Source organism: Leifsonia aquatica H1aii, assembly GCF_000633535.1.
Taxonomy (GTDB): domain Bacteria; phylum Actinomycetota; class Actinomycetes; order Actinomycetales; family Microbacteriaceae; genus Leifsonia; species Leifsonia aquatica_A.
In genome coordinates this window covers 1-23,678 of record NZ_AYMR01000015.1, presented here as the reverse complement: position 1 = coordinate 23,678, position 23,678 = coordinate 1, and the positions used below count along the sequence as shown (strand labels likewise).

At 69.7% G+C, this 23,678-nt stretch carries 23 protein-coding genes and 3 tRNA genes; 18 read left to right on the top strand and 8 right to left on the bottom strand.

Annotation, left to right across the window (positions count from 1 at the left end):
- Positions 1–1,372 precede the first annotated feature (1,372 nt).
- The 3 genes from U870_RS0115255 to U870_RS0115245 form a co-directional block, all read right to left on the bottom strand.
- Positions 1,373–1,445 (bottom strand) — tRNA-Phe (locus U870_RS0115255).
- 57 nt (positions 1,446–1,502) lie between these two features.
- Positions 1,503–1,579, bottom strand: a tRNA-Asp gene (locus U870_RS0115250).
- Positions 1,580–1,625: 46 nt separating this feature from the next.
- Positions 1,626–1,698: transfer RNA gene (locus U870_RS0115245), tRNA-Glu, on the bottom strand.
- A 384-nt stretch (positions 1,699–2,082) separates the two neighbouring features.
- Between U870_RS0115245 and U870_RS0115240 the strand changes: the two genes are divergently transcribed.
- Positions 2,083–3,333: a peptidoglycan DD-metalloendopeptidase family protein gene (locus tag U870_RS0115240; protein ID WP_052357760.1), complete on the top strand. Its 1,251-nt coding sequence runs from the start codon at positions 2,083–2,085 to the stop codon at positions 3,331–3,333.
- Positions 3,326–4,648 carry a C40 family peptidase gene (locus tag U870_RS0115235; protein ID WP_025158246.1) on the top strand — a complete coding sequence of 441 codons (1,323 nt, stop codon included), beginning with the start codon at positions 3,326–3,328 and terminating at the stop codon, positions 4,646–4,648. Before U870_RS0115240 ends, U870_RS0115235 begins: the two co-directional genes overlap by 8 nt.
- Positions 4,649–4,733: 85 nt before the next feature.
- On the opposite strand, the gene U870_RS0115230 is transcribed toward U870_RS0115235, so the two are convergent.
- Positions 4,734–5,225 (bottom strand): inorganic diphosphatase, encoded by a 492-nt coding sequence (locus U870_RS0115230; protein WP_025158245.1) that lies wholly within the window; start codon positions 5,223–5,225, stop codon positions 4,734–4,736.
- Between the two features lie 46 nt (positions 5,226–5,271).
- Here U870_RS0115230 and tilS point away from each other — a divergent pair, with 46 nt between their 5' ends.
- The 13 genes from tilS (at position 5,272) to lysS (ending at position 17,437) form a co-directional block, all read left to right on the top strand.
- Entirely contained in the window at positions 5,272–6,339 is a 1,068-nt protein-coding gene (tilS, locus tag U870_RS0115225; protein WP_025158244.1) for a tRNA lysidine(34) synthetase TilS, read from the top strand.
- 16 nt (positions 6,340–6,355) lie between these two features.
- Positions 6,356–6,907, top strand: coding sequence for a hypoxanthine phosphoribosyltransferase (hpt, locus tag U870_RS0115220; protein ID WP_025158243.1), 552 nt, complete (start codon positions 6,356–6,358; stop codon positions 6,905–6,907).
- Positions 6,908–7,108: 201 nt separating this feature from the next.
- Positions 7,109–9,115 (top strand): ATP-dependent zinc metalloprotease FtsH, encoded by a 2,007-nt coding sequence (gene ftsH / locus U870_RS0115215; protein ID WP_025158242.1) that lies wholly within the window; start codon positions 7,109–7,111, stop codon positions 9,113–9,115.
- Between the two features lie 11 nt (positions 9,116–9,126).
- The gene (gene folE, locus U870_RS0115210; protein ID WP_025158241.1) at positions 9,127–9,702 is read left to right on the top strand and encodes a GTP cyclohydrolase I FolE; all 576 of its coding nucleotides are present in this window, start codon (positions 9,127–9,129) and stop codon (positions 9,700–9,702) included.
- Positions 9,699–10,502 carry a dihydropteroate synthase gene (folP, locus tag U870_RS0115205; protein WP_029947685.1) on the top strand — a complete coding sequence of 268 codons (804 nt, stop codon included), beginning with the start codon at positions 9,699–9,701 and terminating at the stop codon, positions 10,500–10,502. The genes folE and folP overlap by 4 nt, the downstream gene beginning before the upstream one ends.
- The gene (gene folB, locus U870_RS0115200) at positions 10,495–10,872 is read left to right on the top strand and encodes a dihydroneopterin aldolase (RefSeq protein WP_025158239.1); all 378 of its coding nucleotides are present in this window, start codon (positions 10,495–10,497) and stop codon (positions 10,870–10,872) included. Before folP ends, folB begins: the two co-directional genes overlap by 8 nt.
- Positions 10,869–11,492 (top strand): 2-amino-4-hydroxy-6-hydroxymethyldihydropteridine diphosphokinase, encoded by a 624-nt coding sequence (folK, locus tag U870_RS0115195; RefSeq protein ID WP_025158238.1) that lies wholly within the window; start codon positions 10,869–10,871, stop codon positions 11,490–11,492. Before folB ends, folK begins: the two co-directional genes overlap by 4 nt.
- Positions 11,489–11,971 carry a DUF3180 domain-containing protein gene (locus U870_RS0115190; protein WP_025158237.1) on the top strand — a complete coding sequence of 161 codons (483 nt, stop codon included), beginning with the start codon at positions 11,489–11,491 and terminating at the stop codon, positions 11,969–11,971. The genes folK and U870_RS0115190 overlap by 4 nt, the downstream gene beginning before the upstream one ends.
- Positions 11,955–12,461: a PH domain-containing protein gene (locus U870_RS0115185; protein ID WP_025158236.1), complete on the top strand. Its 507-nt coding sequence runs from the start codon at positions 11,955–11,957 to the stop codon at positions 12,459–12,461. Before U870_RS0115190 ends, U870_RS0115185 begins: the two co-directional genes overlap by 17 nt.
- Positions 12,458–14,107 carry a PH domain-containing protein gene (locus U870_RS0115180; protein ID WP_025158235.1) on the top strand — a complete coding sequence of 550 codons (1,650 nt, stop codon included), beginning with the start codon at positions 12,458–12,460 and terminating at the stop codon, positions 14,105–14,107. Before U870_RS0115185 ends, U870_RS0115180 begins: the two co-directional genes overlap by 4 nt.
- Positions 14,104–14,910 carry a Rossmann-like and DUF2520 domain-containing protein gene (locus tag U870_RS0115175; protein ID WP_025158234.1) on the top strand — a complete coding sequence of 269 codons (807 nt, stop codon included), beginning with the start codon at positions 14,104–14,106 and terminating at the stop codon, positions 14,908–14,910. Before U870_RS0115180 ends, U870_RS0115175 begins: the two co-directional genes overlap by 4 nt.
- 61 nt (positions 14,911–14,971) lie before the next feature.
- Positions 14,972–15,847 carry a pantoate--beta-alanine ligase gene (gene panC, locus U870_RS0115170; RefSeq protein WP_025158233.1) on the top strand — a complete coding sequence of 292 codons (876 nt, stop codon included), beginning with the start codon at positions 14,972–14,974 and terminating at the stop codon, positions 15,845–15,847.
- A 75-nt stretch (positions 15,848–15,922) separates the two neighbouring features.
- A complete protein-coding gene (gene lysS / locus U870_RS0115165; protein ID WP_025158232.1) occupies positions 15,923–17,437 on the top strand; it encodes a lysine--tRNA ligase in 1,515 nt (504 codons plus the stop codon).
- Positions 17,438–17,473: 36 nt separating this feature from the next.
- Here the strand turns inward: lysS and U870_RS0115160 are convergent, their stop codons facing one another.
- The gene (locus U870_RS0115160) at positions 17,474–18,367 is read right to left on the bottom strand and encodes a cytochrome c oxidase assembly protein (RefSeq protein WP_081815314.1); all 894 of its coding nucleotides are present in this window, start codon (positions 18,365–18,367) and stop codon (positions 17,474–17,476) included.
- 92 nt (positions 18,368–18,459) lie between these two features.
- Here U870_RS0115160 and cls point away from each other — a divergent pair, with 92 nt between their 5' ends.
- Positions 18,460–19,923, top strand: a complete 1,464-nt coding sequence (gene cls / locus U870_RS0115155) for a cardiolipin synthase (RefSeq protein WP_025158230.1) — start codon at positions 18,460–18,462, stop codon at positions 19,921–19,923.
- 76 nt (positions 19,924–19,999) lie between these two features.
- On the opposite strand, the gene U870_RS24675 is transcribed toward cls, so the two are convergent.
- Positions 20,000–20,173: a hypothetical protein gene (locus tag U870_RS24675; protein WP_205288779.1), complete on the bottom strand. Its 174-nt coding sequence runs from the start codon at positions 20,171–20,173 to the stop codon at positions 20,000–20,002.
- A gap of 217 nt (positions 20,174–20,390) precedes the next feature.
- Positions 20,391–21,389: a pirin family protein gene (locus U870_RS0115145; RefSeq protein WP_025158229.1), complete on the bottom strand. Its 999-nt coding sequence runs from the start codon at positions 21,387–21,389 to the stop codon at positions 20,391–20,393.
- A gap of 57 nt (positions 21,390–21,446) precedes the next feature.
- Between U870_RS0115145 and U870_RS0115140 the strand changes: the two genes are divergently transcribed.
- The gene (locus tag U870_RS0115140) at positions 21,447–21,875 is read left to right on the top strand and encodes a hypothetical protein (protein ID WP_025158228.1); all 429 of its coding nucleotides are present in this window, start codon (positions 21,447–21,449) and stop codon (positions 21,873–21,875) included.
- A gap of 24 nt (positions 21,876–21,899) precedes the next feature.
- On the opposite strand, the gene U870_RS0115135 is transcribed toward U870_RS0115140, so the two are convergent.
- The gene (locus tag U870_RS0115135; RefSeq protein ID WP_025158227.1) at positions 21,900–22,337 is read right to left on the bottom strand and encodes a VOC family protein; all 438 of its coding nucleotides are present in this window, start codon (positions 22,335–22,337) and stop codon (positions 21,900–21,902) included.
- A gap of 142 nt (positions 22,338–22,479) precedes the next feature.
- Here U870_RS0115135 and U870_RS0115130 point away from each other — a divergent pair.
- Positions 22,480–23,678: Clp protease N-terminal domain-containing protein (locus U870_RS0115130; RefSeq protein ID WP_025158226.1), on the top strand; the 1,199-nt coding region annotated here is incomplete at its 3' end.

Here is a 23,678-nt window from a genome sequence, read left to right as displayed (position 1 = left end):
AGCCCGCGCCGGATCACGTCAGTTCAGAGGGTCCAAGCCCTCGTAGAGGCTGCTGCCGGACTGCGGGACTGGTACTCGGGTCTGGATCAGTTGGTGGTCGAACCACTTCGCGAGCCTCCTACGTTTTAGCGGCGCAGTGGCGTTAGAGCGTGGACGCGAAACTCGAGTCTCGGCTGACGACACACAGCGAACAGGTTCAGCTGCTCGGAGCCGAGCTTGACTGGCAGCGTACTTCCTACATCGCTCGAGTTTCCGCGGCGAACTCTCGCGAGGCGCTCCTTATCGGCACGGCTAGCATCGCGGCCGGCTTTCAGGTCGCGGTCGCGACCAGCCCTTGGCAGGTGGCGTCCGCCGTCGCGACAATCGCTGCGGCTTTCCTTGGTGCGGCAGCAATGTGGCCTCGGGGCGGCGACGAACTGAACATCGACCCTACGGCTAGGTGTAGTTCCCCGTGAGGTTGTGAACGCACACATCGTGCCGAAGATCGGAGACCTCTCGGTGGGTGAGGCGAAGCCGGCCCGATTGCAGCCATTTCTGAATAGCGTCGAAAAACTGAGCGGCGCCGGCGCAGCGAACAACTGCCGGTCGACCCTGAGCGGAATGATGAAACTGGCAGTCGTCAAGGGTGCCTTCGACCGGAATCCAGTGCGGGAGCTGGAACGGATCTCGCGGCCGCAGGAAGAGTCCCGAGCCGCTTCGGCGCTCTCATCCAAAGAGATTCCCACGTTTCCTGGAGCAGCTTCGCGCCGGTCCCCACCTGATCGAGCACGACACCGTCGAACTGGTCGAATTCATGCTCGTTTGCGGCGGGCGAGTGGGAAAGTCTGTGCGCTAGATGTATCGTCAGTCGACTTCGTTGCCGGCGCGGCAGAGCTCGATGCGGTGAATGTGCGCGTTACGGAAAAGGGGATGGTGCGTCAGTCATTTCCCAAGACCAAGAACACGCGGCGAGTGCATCCGCTCCCGAGTCGGAAGATGGACATGCTCCGTCGTTGGCACGAGCGGCTCGGCGAATTCGCTTCATCGCTCTTCCCGACTCGGGTGATGACGCTGCGAGATCCGTCGAACACTCAGCGTGAGATTCGGGACCGACGCGATTCGTGGAGCTACCTCAACCTGTCAACTCACTCCCTCCGGAAGACGGTGGCCACCATGCTCGAACAGGCGGGCTTGTCTGGAATCGAGATTGCCGACGACCCCGGTCACGGAACCCAGCAATGGCACAGGACGTCTTCAGGAACACCATCAAGGGCGCGACGCGCGCGGCCGAGGTGCTGGACAAGCGCCTAGAGGGCCCAATCTGAAAGTGCGGGGTTTGTACGGGATCAGCGATCACCACAAAAGAAAAACCCCCGGCTGACCGAGGGTTTTGTGGCTCCGACCGGCATCGATCCGGTGACCTTTCGATTTTCAGTCGAACGCTCTACCAACTGAGCTACAGAGCCTCACCGCCGAGGCGGTGAGAGACGGAAGCCCTTCCGTGGGGGAAGGGCTTGTCGCCGTGGCGACCCTGACGGGACTTGAACCCGCGACCTCCGCCGTGACAGGGCGGCACGCTAACCAACTGCGCTACAGGGCCTTACTTTTTTCAATTGTATCTGACGTCCGACGCTCGCGAGGACGGGTGACCCCAACGGGATTCGAACCCGTGCTGCCGCCGTGAAAGGGCGGTGTCCTAGGCCGCTAAACGATGGGGCCGGGTTGTCACGATCCGCTTGCGCTTCACGACGACCACCGACGCACAAGCATACGGAAAGTGGGGGATGAATGCGAATCGGTGGTGCATCCCGGGCGGGTCCGGGGTATCCGCGCGTCCCCGAGGGAGCCGGCCGATCGGGCGACGCCCCACGCAAATGCCCGGGATCGAGGGATGCCCGTGGGTAGATTGCCAGCGACGGCTCCCCCCGCCGTCCGCGTGAATCACGCGCCATCCACCCCGTATTCGCCCACCGATCCTGGGCATCGCGGGAGCATGTTGGTAAAGTTGCACGAGTTGACTAGCGATACCCGTGCGACTGGTGTGACGAACGATACGACGACATGTGTGAACGAAGCGGGTTCGAGGTGACGATGAAACGCGGGATGAGTGGAGTCGGGGCGTTGACCCCCTGGAGGCGCAGCGGCGCGGTGCGCGCCGCGATCGCCGCTGCCGCCATCGCGGTGATCGCCGCGGTGGGATCCGTCGCCCCTGCCTACGCGGACAACTATCCGAGTTGGCAGGACGTCCAGAACGCCAAGGCGAACCAGGCCACCGCCTCCGCCCAGGTCGACAAGATCAACGGGCTGATCAGTCGGCTGAAGGGCGAAGTCGCCGCTACGCAAGCGGAGGCCGAGCAGCGCGGTAAAGAACTGCAGATCGCCGAGGCGAAGTTCGACGACGCCAACATCAGGGCGCAGGACCTCGAGAAGCAGGCGGCGGAGAGCCAGCAGAAGGCGGACGACGCCAGCACGCAGGCCGGCAAGCTCGCCGCCCAGCTGTACCGCACGGGCGGGCGCAACCTCACCGCGAACCTGTTCCTGAGCGGCAACGGCGCGTCCGGCACCAACCCCGACAAGCTCCTCTCCGACCTGGGCAGCATGTCGAAGCTGGCGCAGCAGTCCAACCGGGTCTACTCCGACGCGAAGGCCGCGCAGAACACGGCGACCGCGCTCTCCGATCATGCGGACGTCGCCAAGGCCGAACGCGCGAAGCTCCAGGTGGCCGCCCAGGATGCGATGCAGGCGGCGATCGCCGCGGCGAAGGCCGCGCAGGACACGCTCGCCGAGCAGCAGAAGCAGATCGTCGTGATGCAGGCGCAGCTCGCCGCCCTCACCGACACCACAGCCCAGACGGTCGCCGGATACGAGGCGGGCGTCGCCGCTGCGGCAGCTGCGGCGGCCGCGCGCGGATCGGGAGGCCTGCCCGGCGGATACGTCGGCCCGCAGGGCTGGGCGGTCCCCGCCGCCGGGCCGATCACCGACGGCTTCGGTTCCCGCCCCTCGCCCGGCGGCATCGGCAGCACTTTCCACCAGGGCATCGACATCGGCGCCGGATGCGGTTCGCCGATCTACGCCGCGCACAGCGGCACCGTGATCTACGCGGGCTACTACGGCTCCTACGGCAACTTCGTGCTGATCGACAACGGCGGCGGCATCAAGACCGGATACGCGCACATCCGCGACGGAGGCATCCTCGTCGGCATCGGTCAGGGCGTCGGCGCCGGCCAGCCGATCGCCCGCGTCGGCACCACCGGCGCCTCCACCGGATGCCACCTCCACTACGAGGTGCGCATCGACGACGTGAAGATCGACGGCATCCCGTTCATGAGAGACAGGCAGGCACCCCTTGGCTGAGAACGACAAGACTGCGACCACCGACCGGTCGTCGCGCAGCAGGACCGGACTGGCGATCGGCGCCGGCGTCATGGGGGCCGTCACCGCATCGATCGGCATCGTCACCCCCGCGCAGGCGGTCGACTACCCGTCATGGAACGACGTGCAGCAGGCGAAATCGAGCGTCGCGAACCAGCAGGCCATGGTGGCGAACATCACGGCGCTGATCGGGACCCTCCAGTCGAGCGTCGATGCGGCGAACATCGCATCCGCCAAAGCGGCTGAGACGTACCTGCAGGCGAAGCTCGCCCTCGAGCGCGCGACCGACAAGGAGACCGACCTGCAGAAGCAGGCGACGGCCGCGGCCGACAAGGCCAAGACCTCGCAGATGCGCGCGGGCCTGCTCGCCTCGCACCTGGCGAAGTCCGGCGGTGGCGACGTGACGGGCCAGCTGATGCTGAACGGCGGAGGTTCTGGCTCCGAAGCCGACAAGCTCCTGTTCCAGCTCGGAACGATGAGCAAGCTCACCGAGCAGTCCAAGGCCGTCTACGACCAGGCCACGAAGGACAAGAACGCCGCAGAGTCGCTCAAGGCGCAGGCGACCTCGGCGAAGACCGCACGGCAGGACCTCGCGACCCAGGCGGACACCGCTCTCGCGGCGGCCCAGTCCGCGCAGAGCGCCGCCGAGGCGGCCCTCTCCCAGCAGCAGACCAAGTCGACCGAACTGGTCGCCCAGCTCGCGACCCTGAAGAACACGTCCGCACAGGTCGAAGCGGCGTACCTCCAGGGCGAGCAGGTCAAAGCGGCGGCCGCAGCCGCGGCGGAAGCGCAGCGCAAGGCGGCCGAAGAAGCGGCGGCGGCGCAGCCCCCGGCCGGTGGCGGCGGCAATGGAGGTGGTGGAGGCGGCGGCACGTCCCCCGCCGGAGGCGGAGGCGGAGGCGTCGTGGCGCCCCCGAATGGGAACGTCGTGCAGACCGCGCTCAACTTCGCCTACGCGCAGCGCGGCAAGCCGTACGTGCTCGGCGGCGCCGGCCCGAACACGTGGGACTGCTCCGGCCTCACGATGAAGGCCTACGCCTACGCGGGCGTCTACATCGGCGCCCACTCGGTGAACGACCAGTACTACACCGCCCGCAACCGCGGCCAGCTCGTCTCCTACGGGGCCAAGCAGGCCGGCGACCTGATCTTCTGGGGCAGCGGTCCCGGCAGCTTCTACCACGTCGGAATCTACATCGGCGGCGGCCAGATGATCGCAGCGCCCACCGAGGGCGATGTCGTCAAGATCCAGTCCGTCTGGGGCTCCCCCTGGTACCAGGTGGCCCGCCCCTCCGCCTGACCGGCGCGTCCGGCCCCGAACAGCAGAAACGCTCCCGATCGAGTCGATCGGGAGCGTTTATGCTGTGCTCGGAGGCACCGGGTCGTCAGTGACCCTCGGCCTTCAGCTTCTCGAAGCCGGCCTCGACGATCCTCTCGGCCTCGGCGGCGTCGCCCCAACCCTCGATGTTCACGAACTTGTTCGGCTCGAGGTCCTTGTAACGGGCGAAGAAGTGCTCGATCTCCTTGCGGGTCTGCTCCGGGACGTCGGTGATGTCCTGGATGTGCGCCCAGCGCGGGTCCTTGGCCGGCACGACGACGACCTTCGCGTCGCTGCCCGCCTCGTCGCTCATGTTCAGCACGCCGACCGGGCGGACCTTGACGCCCACACCCGGGAAGGTCGGGTACTCGAGCAGGACGAGCGCGTCCACCGGGTCGCCGTCCAGGCCGAGGGTGTTCTCGAAGAAGCCGTAGTCCGTCGGGTAGACGAAGCTCGTGAAGAGCACGCGGTCAAGGTAGACGCGACCGGTCTCGTGGTCCACCTCGTACTTGTTGCGGCTGCCCTTGGGGATTTCGATGACGACGTCGTATGCGGCCATGTGCCGTTCTCCTTAGCTCTCGGAAAGACTGCAATAACGTTACTGGATGCACGTCAACGGTTCCCCCGAGCGCCGCCCTCGTCTGACTCCTCCGATCGCGGACGTCCGTCGCGCCGTGCGCGACGCGCTCGCGACGGCCGCGGTGCTGCCCGCGCCCGACCCGCATGACGACCACGGGCCGCGCCGTCCGCATCCCCTCGCGCCGGGCGCCCTCGTGCTGGTCGGGCTGAGCGGGGGAGCGGACTCCCTCGCACTCGCCGCCGCGACGGCCTTCGAGGCACCGCGCGCCGGATACAGCGCCGGCGCGGTCGTCGTCGACCACGGTCTGCAGGAGGACAGCGCCGCCGTCGCCGAGCGCGCCGCGGAGCAGGCCCGCGGGCTCGGTCTCGACCCGGTGCTCGTCGAACGGGTGACCGTCGCGGGGGCGGGAGGCCCGGAGGGCGCCGCCCGCACCGCGCGCCACGCCGCGTTCGAGCGGGCGTGCGCCGCCACCGGCGCCGAGCGCATCCTGCTCGCCCACACGCTCGACGACCAGGCCGAGACCGTCCTCCTCGGCCTCGCCCGCGGCTCCGGCCCGGGCAGCCTGCAGGGGATGCTGCCGGACACCGGCGTGCTGCTGCGGCCGCTGCTCGGCCTGCGGCGGGAGGCGACGCGCGCATTCTGCACCGACTCCGGTCTGGAGGCGTGGGACGACCCGCACAACGACGATCCCGCGTTCACCCGGGTGCGGGTGCGGAACCAGGTGCTGCCGGTGCTCGAACGCGAGCTCGGACCCGGTGTCGCGGAGGCGCTCGCCCGTACGGCCGAGCAGCTGCGCGAGGACGACGAGGCGCTCGACGGACTCGCCCTCGAATGGGCGCTGGAGCTGGTCAGCCAGACCGACGACGGCGCGGTCGCCCTCGACATCCGCGGCCTCGCCGCCGATCCGCCCGCGCTGCGCCAGCGCATCATCCGCCTCGTGGTCTCGGCCGAGTTCGGCGTCTCGCTCACGCGCACCCACACCCTCGCCGTCGCGGAGCTGATCACCGACTGGCACGGCCAGGGTCCGCTCAGCCTGCCAGGCATTAGAGTTGAGAGGCAGAACGGGCTGCTCACGTTTCACCCCAACACCTAAGGACAGCACCTCCCCCATGGAACTCACGGACGTCGAGAACGACCTGACCGAGATTCTGATCACCGAGGAGCAGATCCGCTCCCGCATCGCCGAGCTCTCACGCGAGGTCGAGCGCGACTACGCAGGCAAGGACGTGCTGCTCATCGGCGTGCTGAAGGGCGCGGTCATGGTGATGGCCGACTTCGCGCGCGAGCTCAAGCTGCCGGTCACGATGGACTGGATGGCCGTCAGCTCCTACGGCAGCGGCACGCAGTCGAGCGGCGTCGTGCGCATCCTGAAGGACCTCGACACCGACCTGAGCGGCAAGACCGTGCTCATCGTCGAGGACATCATCGACTCCGGCCTCACGCTCTCCTGGCTGCTCGCGAACCTGCACAGCCGCGGCCCGGAGTCCATCGAGATCTTCACGCTGCTGCGCAAGCCGGACGCGGCGCGGGTCGAGATCGACGTCAAGTACGTCGGGTTCGACATCCCGAACCAGTTCGTCGTCGGCTATGGCCTCGACTACGACGAGCGCTACCGCACCCTGCGCGGTGTGGGCATCCTCGCCCCCGCCGTCTACAGCTGACGCGACCGCCCGCCGCGGGGCGCCCGTCGAGCGGGCGGAATGTGCACGTGAGAACGCCGAGAGTGCGGACTATTCGCCCTCTCGGCGTTCTGCTGCGCGGGGGAGTGGATTCCCGGGCGTGTTGCAGGCGTGGCGCATACTGCGCGCCCAGAGCGAACACGCAGCCGACCCACAGAGCCGAAGCGGTACTGTGGTCGCACCATGAACGTCAAGAAGATCTTCCGCGGCCCGATTCTCTACGTCGTGCTTGCGATCATCATCGTGTGGATCGGCTCGAGCCTGATCACGATGTCGGGTTTCAAGGGAGTCTCGACCCAGAAGGGTCTCGAGCTGCTCGCCGACGACAAAGTATCGAGCGCGAAGATCGTCGACGGTGAGAACCGCGTCGACCTGACGCTGAAAGAGGCCGACGGCTCCCTCGGCACCCAGGTGCAGTTCTACTACGTGACGCCGCGCGGCGCCGACGTGGTGAAGGCGGTCGACGACGCGAACCTGCCCAAGGGCTACGACGACGAGGTGCCGCAGCCGAACTGGTTCGCCAACATCCTCGGCTTCCTGATCCCCGCCCTGCTCATCGGCGTCTTCTTCTGGATCATGATCTCGGGCATGCAGGGCGGCGGCAACAAGGTCATGCAGTTCGGCAAGTCCCGGGCGAAGATGGTCACCAAGGAGACGCCGAAGGTCACCTTCGACGACGTCGCCGGGTCGGACGAGGCCATCGAGGAGCTCGAGGAGATCAAGGACTTCCTCAAGGAGCCGGCCAAGTTCCAGGCCGTCGGCGCCCGCATCCCCAAGGGCGTGCTGCTGTACGGCCCTCCCGGAACCGGCAAGACCCTGCTCGCCCGCGCCGTCGCGGGTGAGGCGGGCGTTCCGTTCTACTCGATCTCGGGCTCCGACTTCGTCGAGATGTTCGTCGGCGTCGGCGCGAGCCGCGTGCGTGACCTGTTCCAGCAGGCGAAGGAGAACTCGCCGGCCATCATCTTCATCGACGAGATCGACGCGGTCGGTCGGCACCGCGGCGCCGGTCTCGGCGGCGGTCACGACGAGCGCGAGCAGACGCTGAACCAGCTGCTCGTCGAGATGGACGGCTTCGATCCGAAGACCAACGTCATCCTGATCGCGGCGACCAACCGGCCTGACATCCTCGACCCCGCGCTGCTGCGCCCGGGCCGCTTCGACCGCCAGATCGGCGTGGACGCCCCCGACATGCTCGGCCGCAAGAAGATCCTCGAGGTGCACGGCCGCGGCAAGCCGCTGGCGGCCTCGGTCGACCTCGAGGTGCTGGCGCGCAAGACGCCGGGCTTCACCGGCGCCGACCTGGCGAACGTCCTCAACGAGGCCGCCCTGCTCACCGCCCGCTCGAACGCGCAGCTGATCGACAACCGCGCTCTCGACGAGGCCGTGGACCGCGTGATCGCCGGGCCGCAGAAGCGCACCCGCGTCATGAAGGACCAGGAGAAGCTCATCACCGCGTACCACGAGGGCGGCCACGCCCTCGCCGCGGCGGCCATGCGCCACACCGACCCCGTGACGAAGATCACCATCCTCCCGCGCGGCCGCGCCCTGGGCTACACCATGGTCATGCCGCTGGAGGACAAGTACTCCGTCACCCGCAACGAGCTGCTCGACCAGCTGACGTACGCCATGGGCGGCCGCGTCGCCGAGGAGATCGTCTTCCACGATCCGACCACCGGCGCGTCGAACGACATCGAGAAGGCGACCTCCATCGCCCGCAAGATGGTCACCGAGTACGGCATGAGCGCCGACATCGGCTCGGTCAAGCTCGGCCAGGCCAACGGCGAGATGTTCCTCGGTCGCGACATGGGCCACCAGCGCGACTACTCCGAGCGGATCGCCGAGCGGGTGGACACCGAGGTGCGCGAGCTCATCGAGAAGGCGCACGACGAGGCGTGGGAGGTGCTCAACAACAACCGGGCCGTCCTCGACCGCTTGGCCGCCGCGCTGCTCGAGCAGGAGACGCTCGATCACAACCAGATCGCCGAGATCTTCACCGACGTGGTGAAGCTGCCGGAACGGCCGCAGTGGCTGTCGAGCGACAAGCGCCCGATCTCCGACGTGCCGCCGATCGACTTCCCGAAGGCCAAGGCGCCGATCGACTCGGGCGCCGTCGACGGAGGCGTGGACTCCGAGCCGCCGTCGAAGCCGAAGCGTTCGCCGGCCATCAAGCCGCGGCCCGCGACCGCCTAGTCGCCTACCGAATGACCGGTTTCGATCGCGCACGCATCGAGGCGGCCGTCGCCGAGATCCTCGCCGCCATCGGCGAGGATCCGTCGCGTCCGGGCCTCGTCTCCACGCCGTCCCGGGTCGCCGACGCATACGCGGAGTTCTTCTCCGGCCTCGGGGTCGATGCGGCGGCCGAACTCGGCGATCCGGTGCCCTTGGAGTCGGACCGCGCCGAGACGGTGGTGGTGCGCGATATCGCGTTCCGCTCGGTCTGCGAGCACCACCTGCTGCCGTTCCTCGGCGTCGCCCACGTGGCGTACCTCCCCGGGGAGTCCGTCGTCGGCCTCGGGCGCATCCCGCGGGTCATCGACGCTCTGGCCGCACGTCCGCAGATCCAGGAGCGGCTGACCGAGCAGATCGCCGACGCGATCGAGAGCGGCGCCGGCGCGCGGGGCGTGCTCGTGGTGCTCGACGCCGCGCACGCCTGCGTGACCACCCGCGGCCCCCGCCAGACCGCATCCACGACCGTCACCGTCGCCGCCCGGGGCGCCTACACCGACCCGGTGGCGCGTGCCGAGCTGATGGCGCTGATCGGAGGCGGCGGGGCGTGACGCTCATCATGGGCGTCCTCAATGTGACGCCGGACTCCTTCAGCGACGGGGGGCTCTGGTTGGAGCCCCATGCGGCCGTCGAGCACGCGTTGGAGCTCGTCGCGCAGGGGGCCGACATCATCGACGTCGGCGGCGAATCCACCCGGCCGGGCGCCCTGCGCGTCGAGCCGGAGGAGGAGCGCGCCCGCGTGGTTCCCGTCATCGCCGCCCTCGCCTCCAACGGGGTCACGGTGAGCGTCGACACCCTCAACGCGTCCACGGCCCGAGCCGCCGCCGACGCGGGCGCCGCGATCATCAACGACGTCTCCGGCGGCCTCGCCGATGCGGGCATGCCCGACGCCGTGCTCGACACCGGCCTGCAGTACGTGGTCATGCACTGGCGCGGGAGGCTCGACTCGGCCGACTCCCTCGCCGTCTACACGGACACGGTGCGGGAGGTCCGGAGCGAGCTCTCCGCCCGCATCACCTCCCTGCTCGACCGCGGTGTCGACCCGGCGAAGCTCATCCTCGACCCCGGTCTGGGCTTCTCGAAGACGGGGGAGCACAACTGGCAGGTGCTCGCCGGTCTGCACGAGATCGAGACCCTCGGCTACCCCGTGCTGATCGGCGCCTCCCGCAAGCGGTTCCTCGGGGCTCTCCTCCCGGCCGACGCGCCGGTCGCCGACCGCGATGCGCCGACCGCCGTGATCTCCGCCCTCGCGGCGCAGGCCGGGGCGTGGGCCGTGCGCGTGCACGATGTCGTCTCGACCAGGATCGCCCTCGATGTCGTGCGGGCATGGCAAGCTGGACGCGATGACTAGCACCGAGGCGGCCGACGCGATCATCCTCACGGGTCTGCGCGTGCGCGCGCACCACGGGGTGTTCGACTTCGAGCGCGAGAACGGACAGGACTTCGTGGTCGACGTGACCGCGCACCTCGACCTCGCGCGCTCCGCCGCGACCGACGACCTCGCACAGACCGTCCACTACGGCGAGCTGGCCGAGGAGGTCGCCGCAGCCGTGGAACGCGACCCGGTCGACCTGATCGAGACCGTCGCCGAGCGCGTGGCCGCCGTCGTGCTGGCGCATCCGCCCGTGCAGTCCGTGGAGGTCACGGTGCACAAGCCGGATGCCCCGATCTCCGTGCCGTTCGGCGACGTCGCCGTGCGCATCGTGCGGAGGCGCTCATGACTCCGGGCGCGGCGCGGCAGCAGCGGATGCGGGTGGGCGCACCCGCCGTGCTGGCCTTCGGCAGCAACCTGGGCGACCGCGTCGCGACCATCCGCACCGCGCTCGACGCGCTGCGCGGCGAGCCGGGCATCCGCGTGGAGGCGGTCTCGCGTCTCTATGAGACGCCGGCGCTGAAGCTCGACGGCATCGACGAGGACGCGCCCGCCTACCTGAACGCGGTCGCCCGCATCGACACCGTCCTCGATCCGCTGGCGCTGCTGGCCGCGGTGAACCGGGTGGAGGACGCATTGGGCCGGCTGCGGGCCGAACGCTGGGGCGACCGCACCATCGACATCGACATCGTCGACTACGACGGCATCGTCTCGGACGACGCGCGCGTCACGCTCCCGCACCCGCGCGCGCACGAACGGGCGTTCGTGCTGGTGCCCTGGCTCGACGTCGATCCGGAGGCCGTCCTGGCCGGGCACGGCCGGGTCGCCGAGCTGGCGGCGCAGGCGACGGATCCGGTGACCCCCTTCGGCGCGGAGACGCTCGAGGCCGCCGAGCCCGACGACGCCGAGCCAGACGCCGCCGAGCCCGACACCGCCGAGCCCGACGACCAGGACGGAGCCGACCGGTGAACCGTACCCGCCCCACCTCGCTGATCGGGCTCGGCATCGTCGGTCTCGTGATCGGCTTCCTCGGCGAGCTGGCCGCCTCGGCGATGGGCGTCGCCGTCTTCATCCCGCCGCTCACCCTCCCGATCACCCTCGTCGCGGTCGCCGCCATCATCGTGGCATTCGCCGTGCCGATCCGCCGCGCGGTGCGGGGGCGCTCCGCCCGCCGCATCGACCCGTTCCAGGCGACCCGCATCGTGGTGCTCGCCAAGGCCTGCGGGCTGAGCGGTGCCCTGCTCACGGGGGCCGGGATCGGCCTCCTCGCGTACCTGCTGAGCCGCGACGTGCTCCCCGGCGGGAGCTCGATCCTGCTGACCGTGCTCGCGACCGTCGGGGCCGTCGTGCTGCTAGTCGCGGGCCTGATCGCCGAGAGCTTCTGCAGCCTCCCGCCCGAAGACGATGACGCCGACGACCCGGAGAGCAGCCATGTCCACCCCCACTGAGCCGGCCCGGACTCGCATCGACCTGAACGTGGGCGACTGGCGTCGCGTCTCCTCCAAGTACGTCGTCGTCGTGATCGTCGGCACATTCATCAGCGGTCTGGTCGCCTCGGCGGTCGCGACCTTCCTGTGGCTGGTGGCCGGGTGGACGCTCGCCTGGATCGCGTTGATCGCGATCGTGGTCATCACCCTCGTCGCGCTCGTGATCGCCCCGCGCCGCGCCCGATCGATCGGCTACCTGGAGCGGGCGGACGACCTGCTCTTCCGCCGCGGGATCATGTATCAGCGGTTCGTGTCGGTGCCGTACGGCCGCATGCAGCTCATCGACATCAACCGCGGCCCGGTCGGACGGATGCTCGGCCTGGCCGATCTGAAGTTCGTGACCGCGGCCGCCTCCACCGGTGTGGTGATCCCGGGTCTGCCCGAGGCGGACGCCGCCGAGCTGCGCGACCGTCTGGTCGACCTGGCCGAGAGCCGGCGGGCCGGGCTGTGACCGACGGCACTCCCGGCGCGACCCCGCCTCCACCGGGTCCGCTCCCGGGCGGCCCGCTGACCACGGTTGAGCGGGCGGCGGAGCGGTTCACCGACGGCGAGTGGCACCGCCTGCACCCGGCCACCCCGCTGCTGCGCGGCGGCATCGTCTTCATCGCCGTGCTGGGCTTCGTGCTCTCCAACCTGCGGGAACGCCTGGTCGGCTTCTTCGTCGGGGCGCCCGACTACGGCGGAGACCCCCTCGACGAGATCTACAACCGCGGCTGGGAGGGCTGGGCGCTCCTCGGCGTCGCCGTCGTGCTGATCCTCTGCCTGGGCGCCTTCTACCTGTCCTGGCGGATGCACACGTTCCGCATCACGGGCGACACCGTGGAGGTGCGCAGCGGCATCCTGTTCCGCACGCAGCGCAAGGCGCGACTCGACCGTATCCAGGGCATCAACGTGGTCCGGCCGCTGATCGCCCGGCTCTTCGGTGCCGCGAAGCTCGACATCACCGCCGCAGGGCACGACGCGAACCTGCAGCTCGCCTACCTCGGGTCCTCCCTGGCGGACGGGCTGCGGTCGGACGTGCTGCGGCTCGCCTCGGGCGTGCGCGCGGCCGAGGCGCGGGAGCGTGCGGGTGCGGACGCCGGCGGCGCGGACCGCTCGGGCACGGCCATTGGCGACGCCACGACGGCCGGGGCGGCGACGCCGCGCACCGCCGCGGTCGGCGACTTCGTGAACCGCCGGGTCAACGAGTTCCTGGCGCCGGAGCTCGACCCGAATGCGGCACCGCCGGAGTCGGTGGTGAAGATCCCGCCGCTGCGCCTACTCGGGTCCCTCGTGATGAGCGGGTTCACCGTCTTCGTGATCGTGGTGATCATCCTCACCGCTGTCGGCGCGGCCACCGGCTGGCTGTGGCTCGCCCTCATCGTGCTGCCCGGGCTGATCGGGTCGGCCAGCTTCTACATCAACCGCTTCACCAAGTCGCTGCGCTACTCGATCGCGGGCACTCCGGACGGCGTCCGCGTCGGCTTCGGCCTGCTCAGCACCAGCAACGAGACGCTCCCGCCCGGGCGCATCCACGCCGTCCAAGTGCTCCAGCCGCTGCTGTGGCGACCGTTCGGCTGGTGGCAGATCCGCATCAACACCGCGGGCCACTCGCACGAGAGGGGAGCGGCCGGCCAGGCGAACACCACGACGCTGCCGGTCGGCGACGCGACCGACGTCGAGCGCGTGCTCGCGCTCATCCTCCCCGGCCTCGCGACCGAGGAGCACCGCGACCTGATCCGCACCGGGATGACCTCGCGCGGACGGGACGACTGGACGGGCAGTCCGCGCCGGGCGATCTGGCTGCGGCCGTTCTCGTGGCAGCGCACCGGGTACACGCGGGTCGACGGTGCGGTGCTGCTGCGCCACGGCTTCGTCTGGCGGCAGCTGGTGATCGTCCCGCTCGCGCGACTCCAGAGCATCAAGCTCGAACAGGGGCCGATCGATCGCCTGCTCGGACTCGCCGAGGTCGACTTCCACACCGTGTCCGGTCCGGTGCACCCGCGGATGCCCGCGATGGATGCCGCCGAGGGCATCCGGCTGTTCGAGCGGGCCTCCGCGGACGCGATCGTCGCCGGCCGGACGGATCGCAGTCATCGCTGGGGGGAGTCCGCATGAGCCCGATCGAGCGCTCGGGGCGTCTCGGCCTGGGCATCATCGGCGCGGGACGCGTGGGCCCGGTCTTCGGAGCGGCCCTGGCCGGAGCCGGTCACGCCGTCGTCGGCATCTCGGCGGTCTCCGCAGCGAGCCGGGAGCGGGCGGAGGCCATGCTCCCGCACGCGCCGGTTCTCGAGGTGCCCGTGCTGGTCGAACGCAGCGAGCTCGTCATCCTGGCCGTCCCCGACAGCGAGCTGCCGGGACTGGTCGCCGGCCTCGCCGCGACCGGCACCTGGCAGCCGGGGCAGATCGTGCTGCACACCGCGCCCGGATACGGCGTGGAGGTGCTGCGTCCGGCGGCCGCTGCCGGTGCCATCCCCTTGGCGGTGCATCCCGCGCTCGACTTCACCGGCACCAGCCTGGATCTCGCGCGACTGGCCGAATCGTGGTTCGCCGTCACCGCGGCCGCACCGGTGCTGCCGATCGCGCAGGCCCTCGTCGTCGAGATGGGCGGAGAGCCGGTCGTGGTGGCCGAGCAGGACCGGCCCGCGTACGCGGAGGCGATCGCCACCGCGACCTCCTTCTCGCGCTCCATCGTCGAACAGGCCACCGGACTGCTGCGCGACATCGGTGTGGAGAACCCCGGCTCGTTCCTCAGCTCGCTGGTGCGCTCGGCCGTCGACAACGCGCTGACCCAGGCCGGGGCCGGCCCCGCCCTCGATGTCGAGGACGTGCTGCAGGCGCTGCGCGACGACGAGAGCGCGCGACCCGGCCACGGCGACCCCGAGGACGACGGGCGTGGCTGGTACCTCCGCGGCGAGTAGCCTGGACTCCGGCCGTCGCACGGCGCCACCCGTCCTGGGCGCCGCGGCCGAAGGGGAGAGAATGCCGCACGTCGTCACCACCATCGCCGAACTCCGCGCCGACATCGCGCGCGCCCGCCAGGAGGCGGGTCTCGCCGAGCCGGCCGGCGACGCTGCGCGGAGGGTGGTGCTGGTGCCGACGATGGGAGCGCTGCACGACGGCCACCTGCGCCTAGTGGGCCAGGCCCGCGACCTCGGCGATTTCGTCGTCGTCTCGATCTTCGTGAACCCGCTGCAGTTCGGCCCGGGGGAGGACCTCGACCGCTATCCGCGCACGCTGGAGGCGGACGTGGCAGCCCTGGACGGCCTCGCCGACGTTGTCTTCGCACCGAGCGCGGCCGAGATGTATCCGCAGGGCGAGACGTCCACCCGGGTCACCGCGGGCGAGGTCGGCACGCTCTTCGAGGGAGCCTCCCGGCCCGGCCACTTCGACGGGATGCTCACCGTCGTCGCGAAGCTGTTCGGCATCGTCCAGCCCGACGTCGCCGTCTTCGGGCAGAAGGACGCCCAGCAGGTGCACCTGGTCGGGCGGATGATCGAGGACCTGAACCTCCCGATGACGCTCGTCGTCGTCGACACCGTCCGGGAGGACGACGGTCTGGCGCTCTCGAGCCGCAACCGCTTCCTGCAGACGGCGGACCGTGCCGCCGCCGTCGCGCTGTCGGAGGCGCTCGCGGCAGGCGCCGGGGCGGCGGCAGACGGCCTGGAGGCTGCCCTGACCGCCGCGCGGACGCGCATCGACGGCGAGCCAGCGGTTAAGCTGGACTATCTCGTGATCGTCGATCCGCTCTCGTTCCTCGAAGCGACGCCCGGCCACCACGGTCAGGCACTGATGCTCGTCGCCGCCCGCGTGGGCACGACGCGTCTCATCGACAACCGGCGCATCACGATCCCCTGAGCAGACATCGACGCCGCACCACCGAGACACACCACCGACGACACCGCGACACCGCCGAACGGAAGACACACACCGATGACCGACGCGCCCACCCCCCAGGCCGACCTCACGGATGACGAGATCAGCGAGCAGAAGGCGGTCCGGCTCGGCAAGCGCGAGCGCCTGATCGCTCAGGCGGAGTCGGCGGCCGGCGGCGCGTACCCGGTGCAGGTCCCGGTGACGACGACCATCCCGGAGGTCCGCGCGGCCTGGGAGCACCTGGCCGCCGACGAGTCCTCGGGGGAGACCGTGGGCGTCGCGGGCCGCGTCGTGCACCTGCGCAACACCGGGAAGCTGTGCTTCGCCGTGCTCCAGTCGGGCGATGGCACGCGCATCCAGGCCATGGTGTCGCTGGCGGCCGTCGGTGAGGAATCGCTGGTCGCCTGGAAGGAGCTGGTCGACCTCGGCGACCACGTCTTCGTCACCGGCGAGGTCGCCTCCAGCCGCCGCGGCGAACTGTCGATCATGGTCAGCGGGTGGGAGATCGCCTCCAAGGCGCTGCTGCCGCTCCCGAACCTGCACAACGAGCTCAGCGAGGAGACCCGGGTCCGCTCCCGCTACCTGGACCTCATCGCGCGCGAGCAGGCCCGTAAGACCGTCCTGGACCGCGCCGCGACCATGGCGAGCCTGCGCGCGACATTCGCCGGCCGTGGCTTCGTCGAGGTCGAGACCCCGATGCTTCAGGTCATCCACGGCGGCGCCTCCGCCCGCCCGTTCGTGACCCACTCCAACGCGTTCGACACCGACCTGTACCTGCGCATCGCGCCGGAGCTCTACCTCAAGCGCGCCGTCGTCGGCGGCATCGACCACGTCTTCGAGATCAACCGCAACTTCCGCAACGAGGGTGCCGACTCCACGCACTCGCCGGAGTTCGCGATGCTCGAGGCCTATCAGGCGTACGGCGACTACAACTCGATCGCCGATCTCACCCAGACGCTGATCCAGAACGCCGCACAGGCGGTGTCCGGTTCGCACGTCGTCACCTGGGCCGACGGCACCGCGTACGACCTCGGCGGCGAGTGGGAGCGCATCCGCATGTACGACAGCCTCTCCGAGGCGATCGGCGAGGAGATCACCCCCGAGACCCCGATCGCGCGCCTGCGCGAGCTGGCGGCCGACGCGGGCATCGAGATCGAGCACCCGCTGGCAGGCAAGTACGTCGAGGAGCTGTGGGAGCACCACGTGAAGGGCGACCTCGTGCGCCCGACGTTCGTGATGGACTTCCCCGTCGATACCAGCCCGCTGGTGCGCGCCCACCGCTCGCGCGAGGGCGTCGTCGAGAAGTGGGACCTCTACACCCGCGGCTTCGAGCTGGCGACCGGCTACTCCGAGCTCATCGACCCCGTCGTGCAGCGCGAGCGCTTCGTCGAGCAGGCGAAGCTCGCCGCGGCCGGCGACAACGAGGCCATGCGCCTCGACGAGGAGTTCCTCCGCGCCCTCGAGTTCGGCATGCCGCCGACCGGAGGCATGGGCATGGGCATCGACCGCCTCCTGATGGCGATCACCGGCCTCGGCATCCGCGAGACCATCCTCTTCCCCCTCGTCAAGTAGCAGGCCGCACTCTCTGCCGACTCGAGCGTGGGGAGCTCAGCCGCGGCGTTGCAGGTGGGCGCGGGTGAGCTCCTCGACCTGCTCGTCGGTCAGGTCGTCCACCTTCTTCGCCTCGCGCCGGTCGAGGCGCATCCACCGCACGAACAGGATGACGAGGATCGGAACGTCAGCGAACTCGGCGATGAACCAGAGGAGATCGCCCGACAGATGCTGGTCGTGCAGCGCGTTCGGGAACCAGATCGGCAGCCTGCCGGTGATGCGCGCCGCCCCGTCGAGCACGCTGTCGTTGAGCCGCAGCAGCAGGCCCGGGATGGCGTCCAGCAGCAGCTCGACGAACGCCAGCAGGAACTCGACCGTGATGAAGAAGCCGGTGCGCACGATCGAATGCGCGGCGATCGGCAGCACCAGCAGCATCCCGGCCAGCGGGACGAGCACCGAGATCGACCACTCCGACCACACGGAGTCGCGCAAGACGGCCGCCACCGGGGTGAGGAACACCAGGAACACGGCGCAGGCGAACACGGGGGCGAACATCGCGTTGCCGAGCACCCGCACCGGGCGGGACCGCAGAACGCGGTCGGTGCGCTCGCGCCCGGTCGTCGACAGGGCGACCCGGGCGAGCGCGATCGGCCGTCCGAGACTCATCAGCGCAGGCACGACGAACAGCAGCAGGGCGATCCGGGTCGTGAACGCCCAGCGCAGCTCGCTGCTGTATGCGCCGAGGAAGCCGAACGAGATCCACGCGTACGACCCGAGGCCGAACAGCAGGAACCACACCGTCAGCCGGGCGGGCCAGCGGTGGCCGTGTCGGCGCAGACGGAGCACCCCGGCGAGGTACAGCGCGGCGGCCGCGACGAGCAGCACGGCGGCCGCCGGGTCGAACGACCAGGTGGTCAGGAAGACGGTGACGGGAGGCGTGGCTGACTCCATTCGCGGGTGGTGGCGCCCTATTGTCCCTCCGCTTCGCTACGGTATCCCTGTAGGTGCTTCGCTCTGAGCGCGCCTGCGACCGAGAGGACCGGATGGACGCAGGTTTCCTGAGCACCGCGATCGTCGTGCTGGCGCTGCTCGTCGACTTCATCATCCGCGTGGTCGCGATCATCGTCGTCCCGCGCAACCGCAAGCCCACCTCGGCGACCGCGTGGCTGCTCGCGATCTTCCTCATCCCCTACATCGGTGTGCTGTTCTTCCTGCTCATCGGCAGCTACAAGCTCCCGAAGAAGCGGCGCGACAAGCAGATGGAGATCAACAACTTCATCATCGAGTCGACCGAAGGGATCGAGCGGGTGCGCCGCGACCACCCGTGGCCGCCCTGGCTCGAATCGGTGGTGCAGCTCAACCGCAACCTGGGCGCGATGCCGCTGGTGGGCGGCAACCGGGCCAGCCTGAACGGCGACTACGCGGGCTCGCTCGCCGCGATGACCACCGAGATCAACGCCGCGCGCAAGTACGTCCACGTCGAGTTCTACATCCTGTCGCTCGACGAGACGACGACGCCGTTCTTCGACGCGCTCGCCGACGCGGTCGCGCGCGGAGTGACCGTCCGGGTGCTGCTCGACCACATCGCGTCGGTGCGCACCCGCGACTACAAGAGGACCATCAAGCGGCTCACCGAGATGGGGGCGCGCTGGCAGCTGATGCTGCCCGTCCAGCCGTTCAAGGGCAAGTACCAGCGGCCCGACCTGCGCAACCACCGCAAGCTGCTCATCGTCGACGGCCGCGTCGCCTTCATGGGTTCTCAGAACATCATCGACCGCAGCTACAACAAGAAGTCCAACATCCGCCGCGGGCTCAAGTGGAAGGAGCTCATCGTGCGGCTGGAGGGACCGATCGTCGCCGGTCTCAACGCGATCTTCATCACCGACTGGTACAGCGAGACCGACGAGCTGCTCCGCCGCGAGACGGAGCCCATCACCGATGAGATCGACCCGGACGAGCTGGATGCCCAGGTCGTGCCGTCCGGGCCCGGATTCGCCGGTGAGAACAACCTCCGGCTCTTCCTCGCCCTGCTCTACTACGCGCAGGAGCGCATCGTCATCACCTCGCCGTACTTCGTGCCGGACGAGTCGATGCTGACCGCCATCACCACGGCCACGCAGCGCGGGATCGCCGTCGACCTGTTCGTCTCCGAGATCGGCGACCAGGCGCTCGTCTACCACGCGCAGCGGTCGTACTACGAAGCGCTGCTGCGGGCGGGGGTGCGGATCTGGATGTACAAGGCGCCGTACATCCTGCACGCCAAGCACTTCACGATCGACGACGACGTCGCGGTGATCGGGTCGAGCAACATGGACATGCGCTCGTTCCAGCTCAACATGGAGGTCTCGCTGATGGTGCGCGGGCGTTCGTTCGTCGCGGAGATGCGCGCGGTCGAGGACGGCTACCGCCGGGACAGCCGCGAGCTCACGCTCGACGAGTGGATGAAGCAGCCGCTGCGCTCCACCGTGCTCGACAACCTCGCGCGCCTGACCTCCGCGCTGCAGTAGCGCCGCATCACCTTCGTGCCGAATGTGGCGAAAGCGCGAGCCTTTCGCGACATTCGTGCCGAATGTGCGCCGGGCGTCAGGGCTTGGGGGTGAGGCCGCGGCGGGCGCGCTCTTCGGCCTCCATGCGGGCGTAGACCTTACGCTCGGTGCGGTCGGCATGCACGATCTTGCGCATGATCATCCAGAACAGGAGGCCGACCAGCACGGTCGGCGCCAGGGACCACACGATGCCGCCGATGATGTCGTTCATAACGCGCTCATCGTAGCGTGCCCGCCTGTGCGCGCGCCGTGGCGCCCGTCCCGCCCCTCCCGCCTTTCCCGCGTCCGCCTCCCGCCCCTCCCGCATCCGCATCCGCATCCGCTCGAAGTTCACGTCGTTGCTCTCATTCCGCGGGAATGGGCGCAACGACGTGAACCTCGATGGGGTCGGCGCGCGAATGGGCGCGACGACGTGAACCTCGGCGGGGTCAGCCGCGCGGCTTGAGCCGGACCGTGGGGAGTTCGGGGGCGGGCAGCGCCGCGCCGTCGTAGCCCTCGACGGTGCCGAAGCGGCCGTGCGGGTCCACGCCGCCGATCACCTCGGCCTGCCAGTGCGCCCGCGCCGCGACGATGTCGTCGTGGTCGCGGCCGATGAAGTTCCACCACATCACGATCTGCTCGCCGAGCGGCTCCCCGCCGAGGAGCACCAGCCGGGCCGGACCGTCGTCGCCGACCACGACCTCCACCGCGTCCCGGCCGGGGGCGAGGTACGCCAGGTGGGCGACCGGCACGGCGGTGCCGGCCACGGCGACCGCGCCGGCGTCCACCAGGACACCGTGCTCGAACGCGGTGTCGAGGGGGATGCGCAGCGATGCGCCCGCCGGCGCGACGATCTCCGCCCCGACGAGCGGGGAGAACACGGTCGCCGCGGTCCCGCTGCCGGCCAGCTCGCCGACGAACGTGCGCACCGTCGCATCGCCGAGCACGGACGCGACGGGAACATGGTGCTCGAAGAACGGCGCGACCTCGCGGGAGGCCGCAGGCAGCGCGACCCACAGCTGCACGCCGTGCAGCACCCGCGCCTCCGGCGTCGACACCTCCGAGTGGCTGATGCCGTGGCCCGCGGTCATCAGGTTCAGCTCGCCCGGTCGCACCAGGGCGTGGCTGCCCGCACTGTCGCGGTGCTCGATCTCGCCCTCGAACAGCCAGCTCACCGTCTGCAGCCCGGTGTGCGGGTGCGGCGGGACGCGCATCCCTCCGGTCGCCGCGACATCGTCCGGGCCGTAATGGTCTATGAAGCACCAGCCGCCGATGAGGGAGCGACGGCGCTGGGGCAGGGTGCGCCGCACGTTCATCGCGCGCGGACCGCCGAGCGGGACCTCCCGTGGCTCCAGGATCTCGACATCGCCGCCCGTTGCCGGGGCGGGCTCCGCGACGGCCGTGCCGACCGCGAGCACCTCCGCCGGGTCGCGTTCCAGGTTGCTCATAGCGGCATCCTAGGCTTCGACGGGTCGCGTGGAGGTTCGGCTTCCTAGAATGGGTCCGTGCCCCGGACCGCGACCCGCCCCCTGACCTCCCTCGCCGGAGGCGTGCTTGTGCTGGTCGCGCTCGCCGGTTGCGGCATCAAGTCCCAGCAGCAGCCGGTGAAGGACTACACCGGGGAGCCGACAGGGGTGGAGGCTCCGGCCAGCAGCGCGGGCGGGGCGTCCTGGGCCGCCTGGCTCGACGACGGCCGCCAGTTCGGGATCGTCCTCTACGGCAGCTCGACCTGCCCGCCCACCGTCCAGTCCATCAGCGTCACCGGCGACAACCAGCTCAAGGCGACCTTCTCGCCCGCCCCGGGCGGCGTGTGCACGCGCGATTACGTGCCGCACACGACGGTGTTCACCACGCCGAAGGGTGTGACGACCACCTCGGACGTCACGATCGCCGTCCCGGACGGCACGCTCACCATCCCCGGCCTCCAGGGCTGAGCGGGCCGACGGCCTGGACCCGGATCAGCTCTTCGTCAGATCCTGCGCGAACATCACGATGATCCCGCTGGGGCCGCGCACGTACGAGAGCTTGTAGACGTCCTGGTAGTTCGCGACGCCCCGCAGCGGGAAGCAGCCGTGCCTCGCCGCGATGGCGAGCGCCTCGTCGATGTCGTCCACCTGGAAGGCGACCCGGTGCATCCCGATCTCGTTCGGGAGGGTCGGCTCGGTCTCGATCGCGTCGGGATGGATGTACTCGAAGAGTTCGAGCTGCCCGTGTCCATCCGGGGTCTGCAGCACCGCGATCTTCGCGTGGTTGCCGTCGAGTCCGACGGCGGTGTCGGCCCACTCACCGCTGACCTCGTCGCGCCCGAGGACGCTTAGGCCGAGGTCGGTGAAGAAGGCGATGGTCTCCTCGATGTCGCGGACGGCGATGCCCACGTTCTCCAGTGCGATCGGCATGCACCGCACACTAACCCCCACCCCGGGGCGGCCCGGACGCAACCCCGTCACGCCCACGGCGAACAGGCGCCCGGCGGGCGGGGTGCGATGGTTACTCTCTTTGTATCGATGCCGACCCTGCAAGGCGTCGCGAGGAGTAGACATGTTCGAGAGATTCACCGACCGCGCCCGTCGCGTCGTCGTCCTGGCCCAAGAAGAGGCCAAGATGCTCAACCACAACTACATCGGCACGGAGCACATCCTGCTCGGCCTGATCCACGAGGGTGAGGGCGTCGCCGCCAAGGCGCTCGAGTCGCTCGGCATCTCGCTGGACGCCGTCCGCGAGCAGGTCCAGGACATCATCGGCCAGGGCCAGCAGCAGCCGACCGGGCACATCCCGTTCACCCCGCGCGCCAAGAAGGTGCTCGAGCTCAGCCTCCGCGAGGCCCTGCAGCTCGGCCACAACTACATCGGCACGGAGCACATCCTGCTCGGCCTGATCCGCGAGGGCGAGGGCGTCGCCGCCCAGGTGCTCGTGAAGCTCGGCGCCGACCTGAACCGCGTGCGTCAGCAGGTCATCCAGCTCCTCTCCGGATACCAGGGCAAAGAGCAGGTCCAGGTCGGAGGCAACGATCAGACCACCGCGCAGGCCGGTAGCCAGATCCTCGACCAGTTCGGCCGCAACCTCACGCAGGCCGCTCGCGACAACAAGCTCGACCCGGTGATCGGACGCGAGAAGGAGATCGAGCGCGTCATGCAGATCCTGTCGCGCCGCTCCAAGAACAACCCCGTCTTGATCGGCGAGCCCGGTGTCGGCAAGACCGCCGTCGTCGAGGGCCTCGCGCAGGCGATCGTCCGCGGCGACGTTCCCGAGACGCTGAAGGACAAGCAGCTCTACACGCTCGACCTCGGCTCGCTCATCGCCGGCTCGCGCTACCGCGGCGACTTCGAGGAGCGTCTGAAGAAGGTCACCAAGGAGATCCGCACCCGCGGCGACATCATCACCTTCATCGACGAGATCCACACCCTGGTGGGTGCGGGTGCCGCGGAAGGCGCGATCGACGCCGCCAGCATCCTGAAGCCGCTCCTCGCGCGCGGCGAGCTGCAGACCATCGGCGCGACCACGCTCGACGAGTACCGCAAGCACTTCGAGAAGGACGCCGCCCTCGAGCGCCGGTTCCAGCCGATCCAGGTCAACGAGCCCTCGCTGCCCCACACGATCAACATCCTCAAGGGCCTGCGCGACCGCTACGAGGCGCACCACAAGGTGTCGATCACGGACGGCGCGATCGTCTCGGCCGCGAACCTCGCGGACCGCTACATCCAGGACCGCTTCCTCCCGGACAAGGCGATCGACCTGAT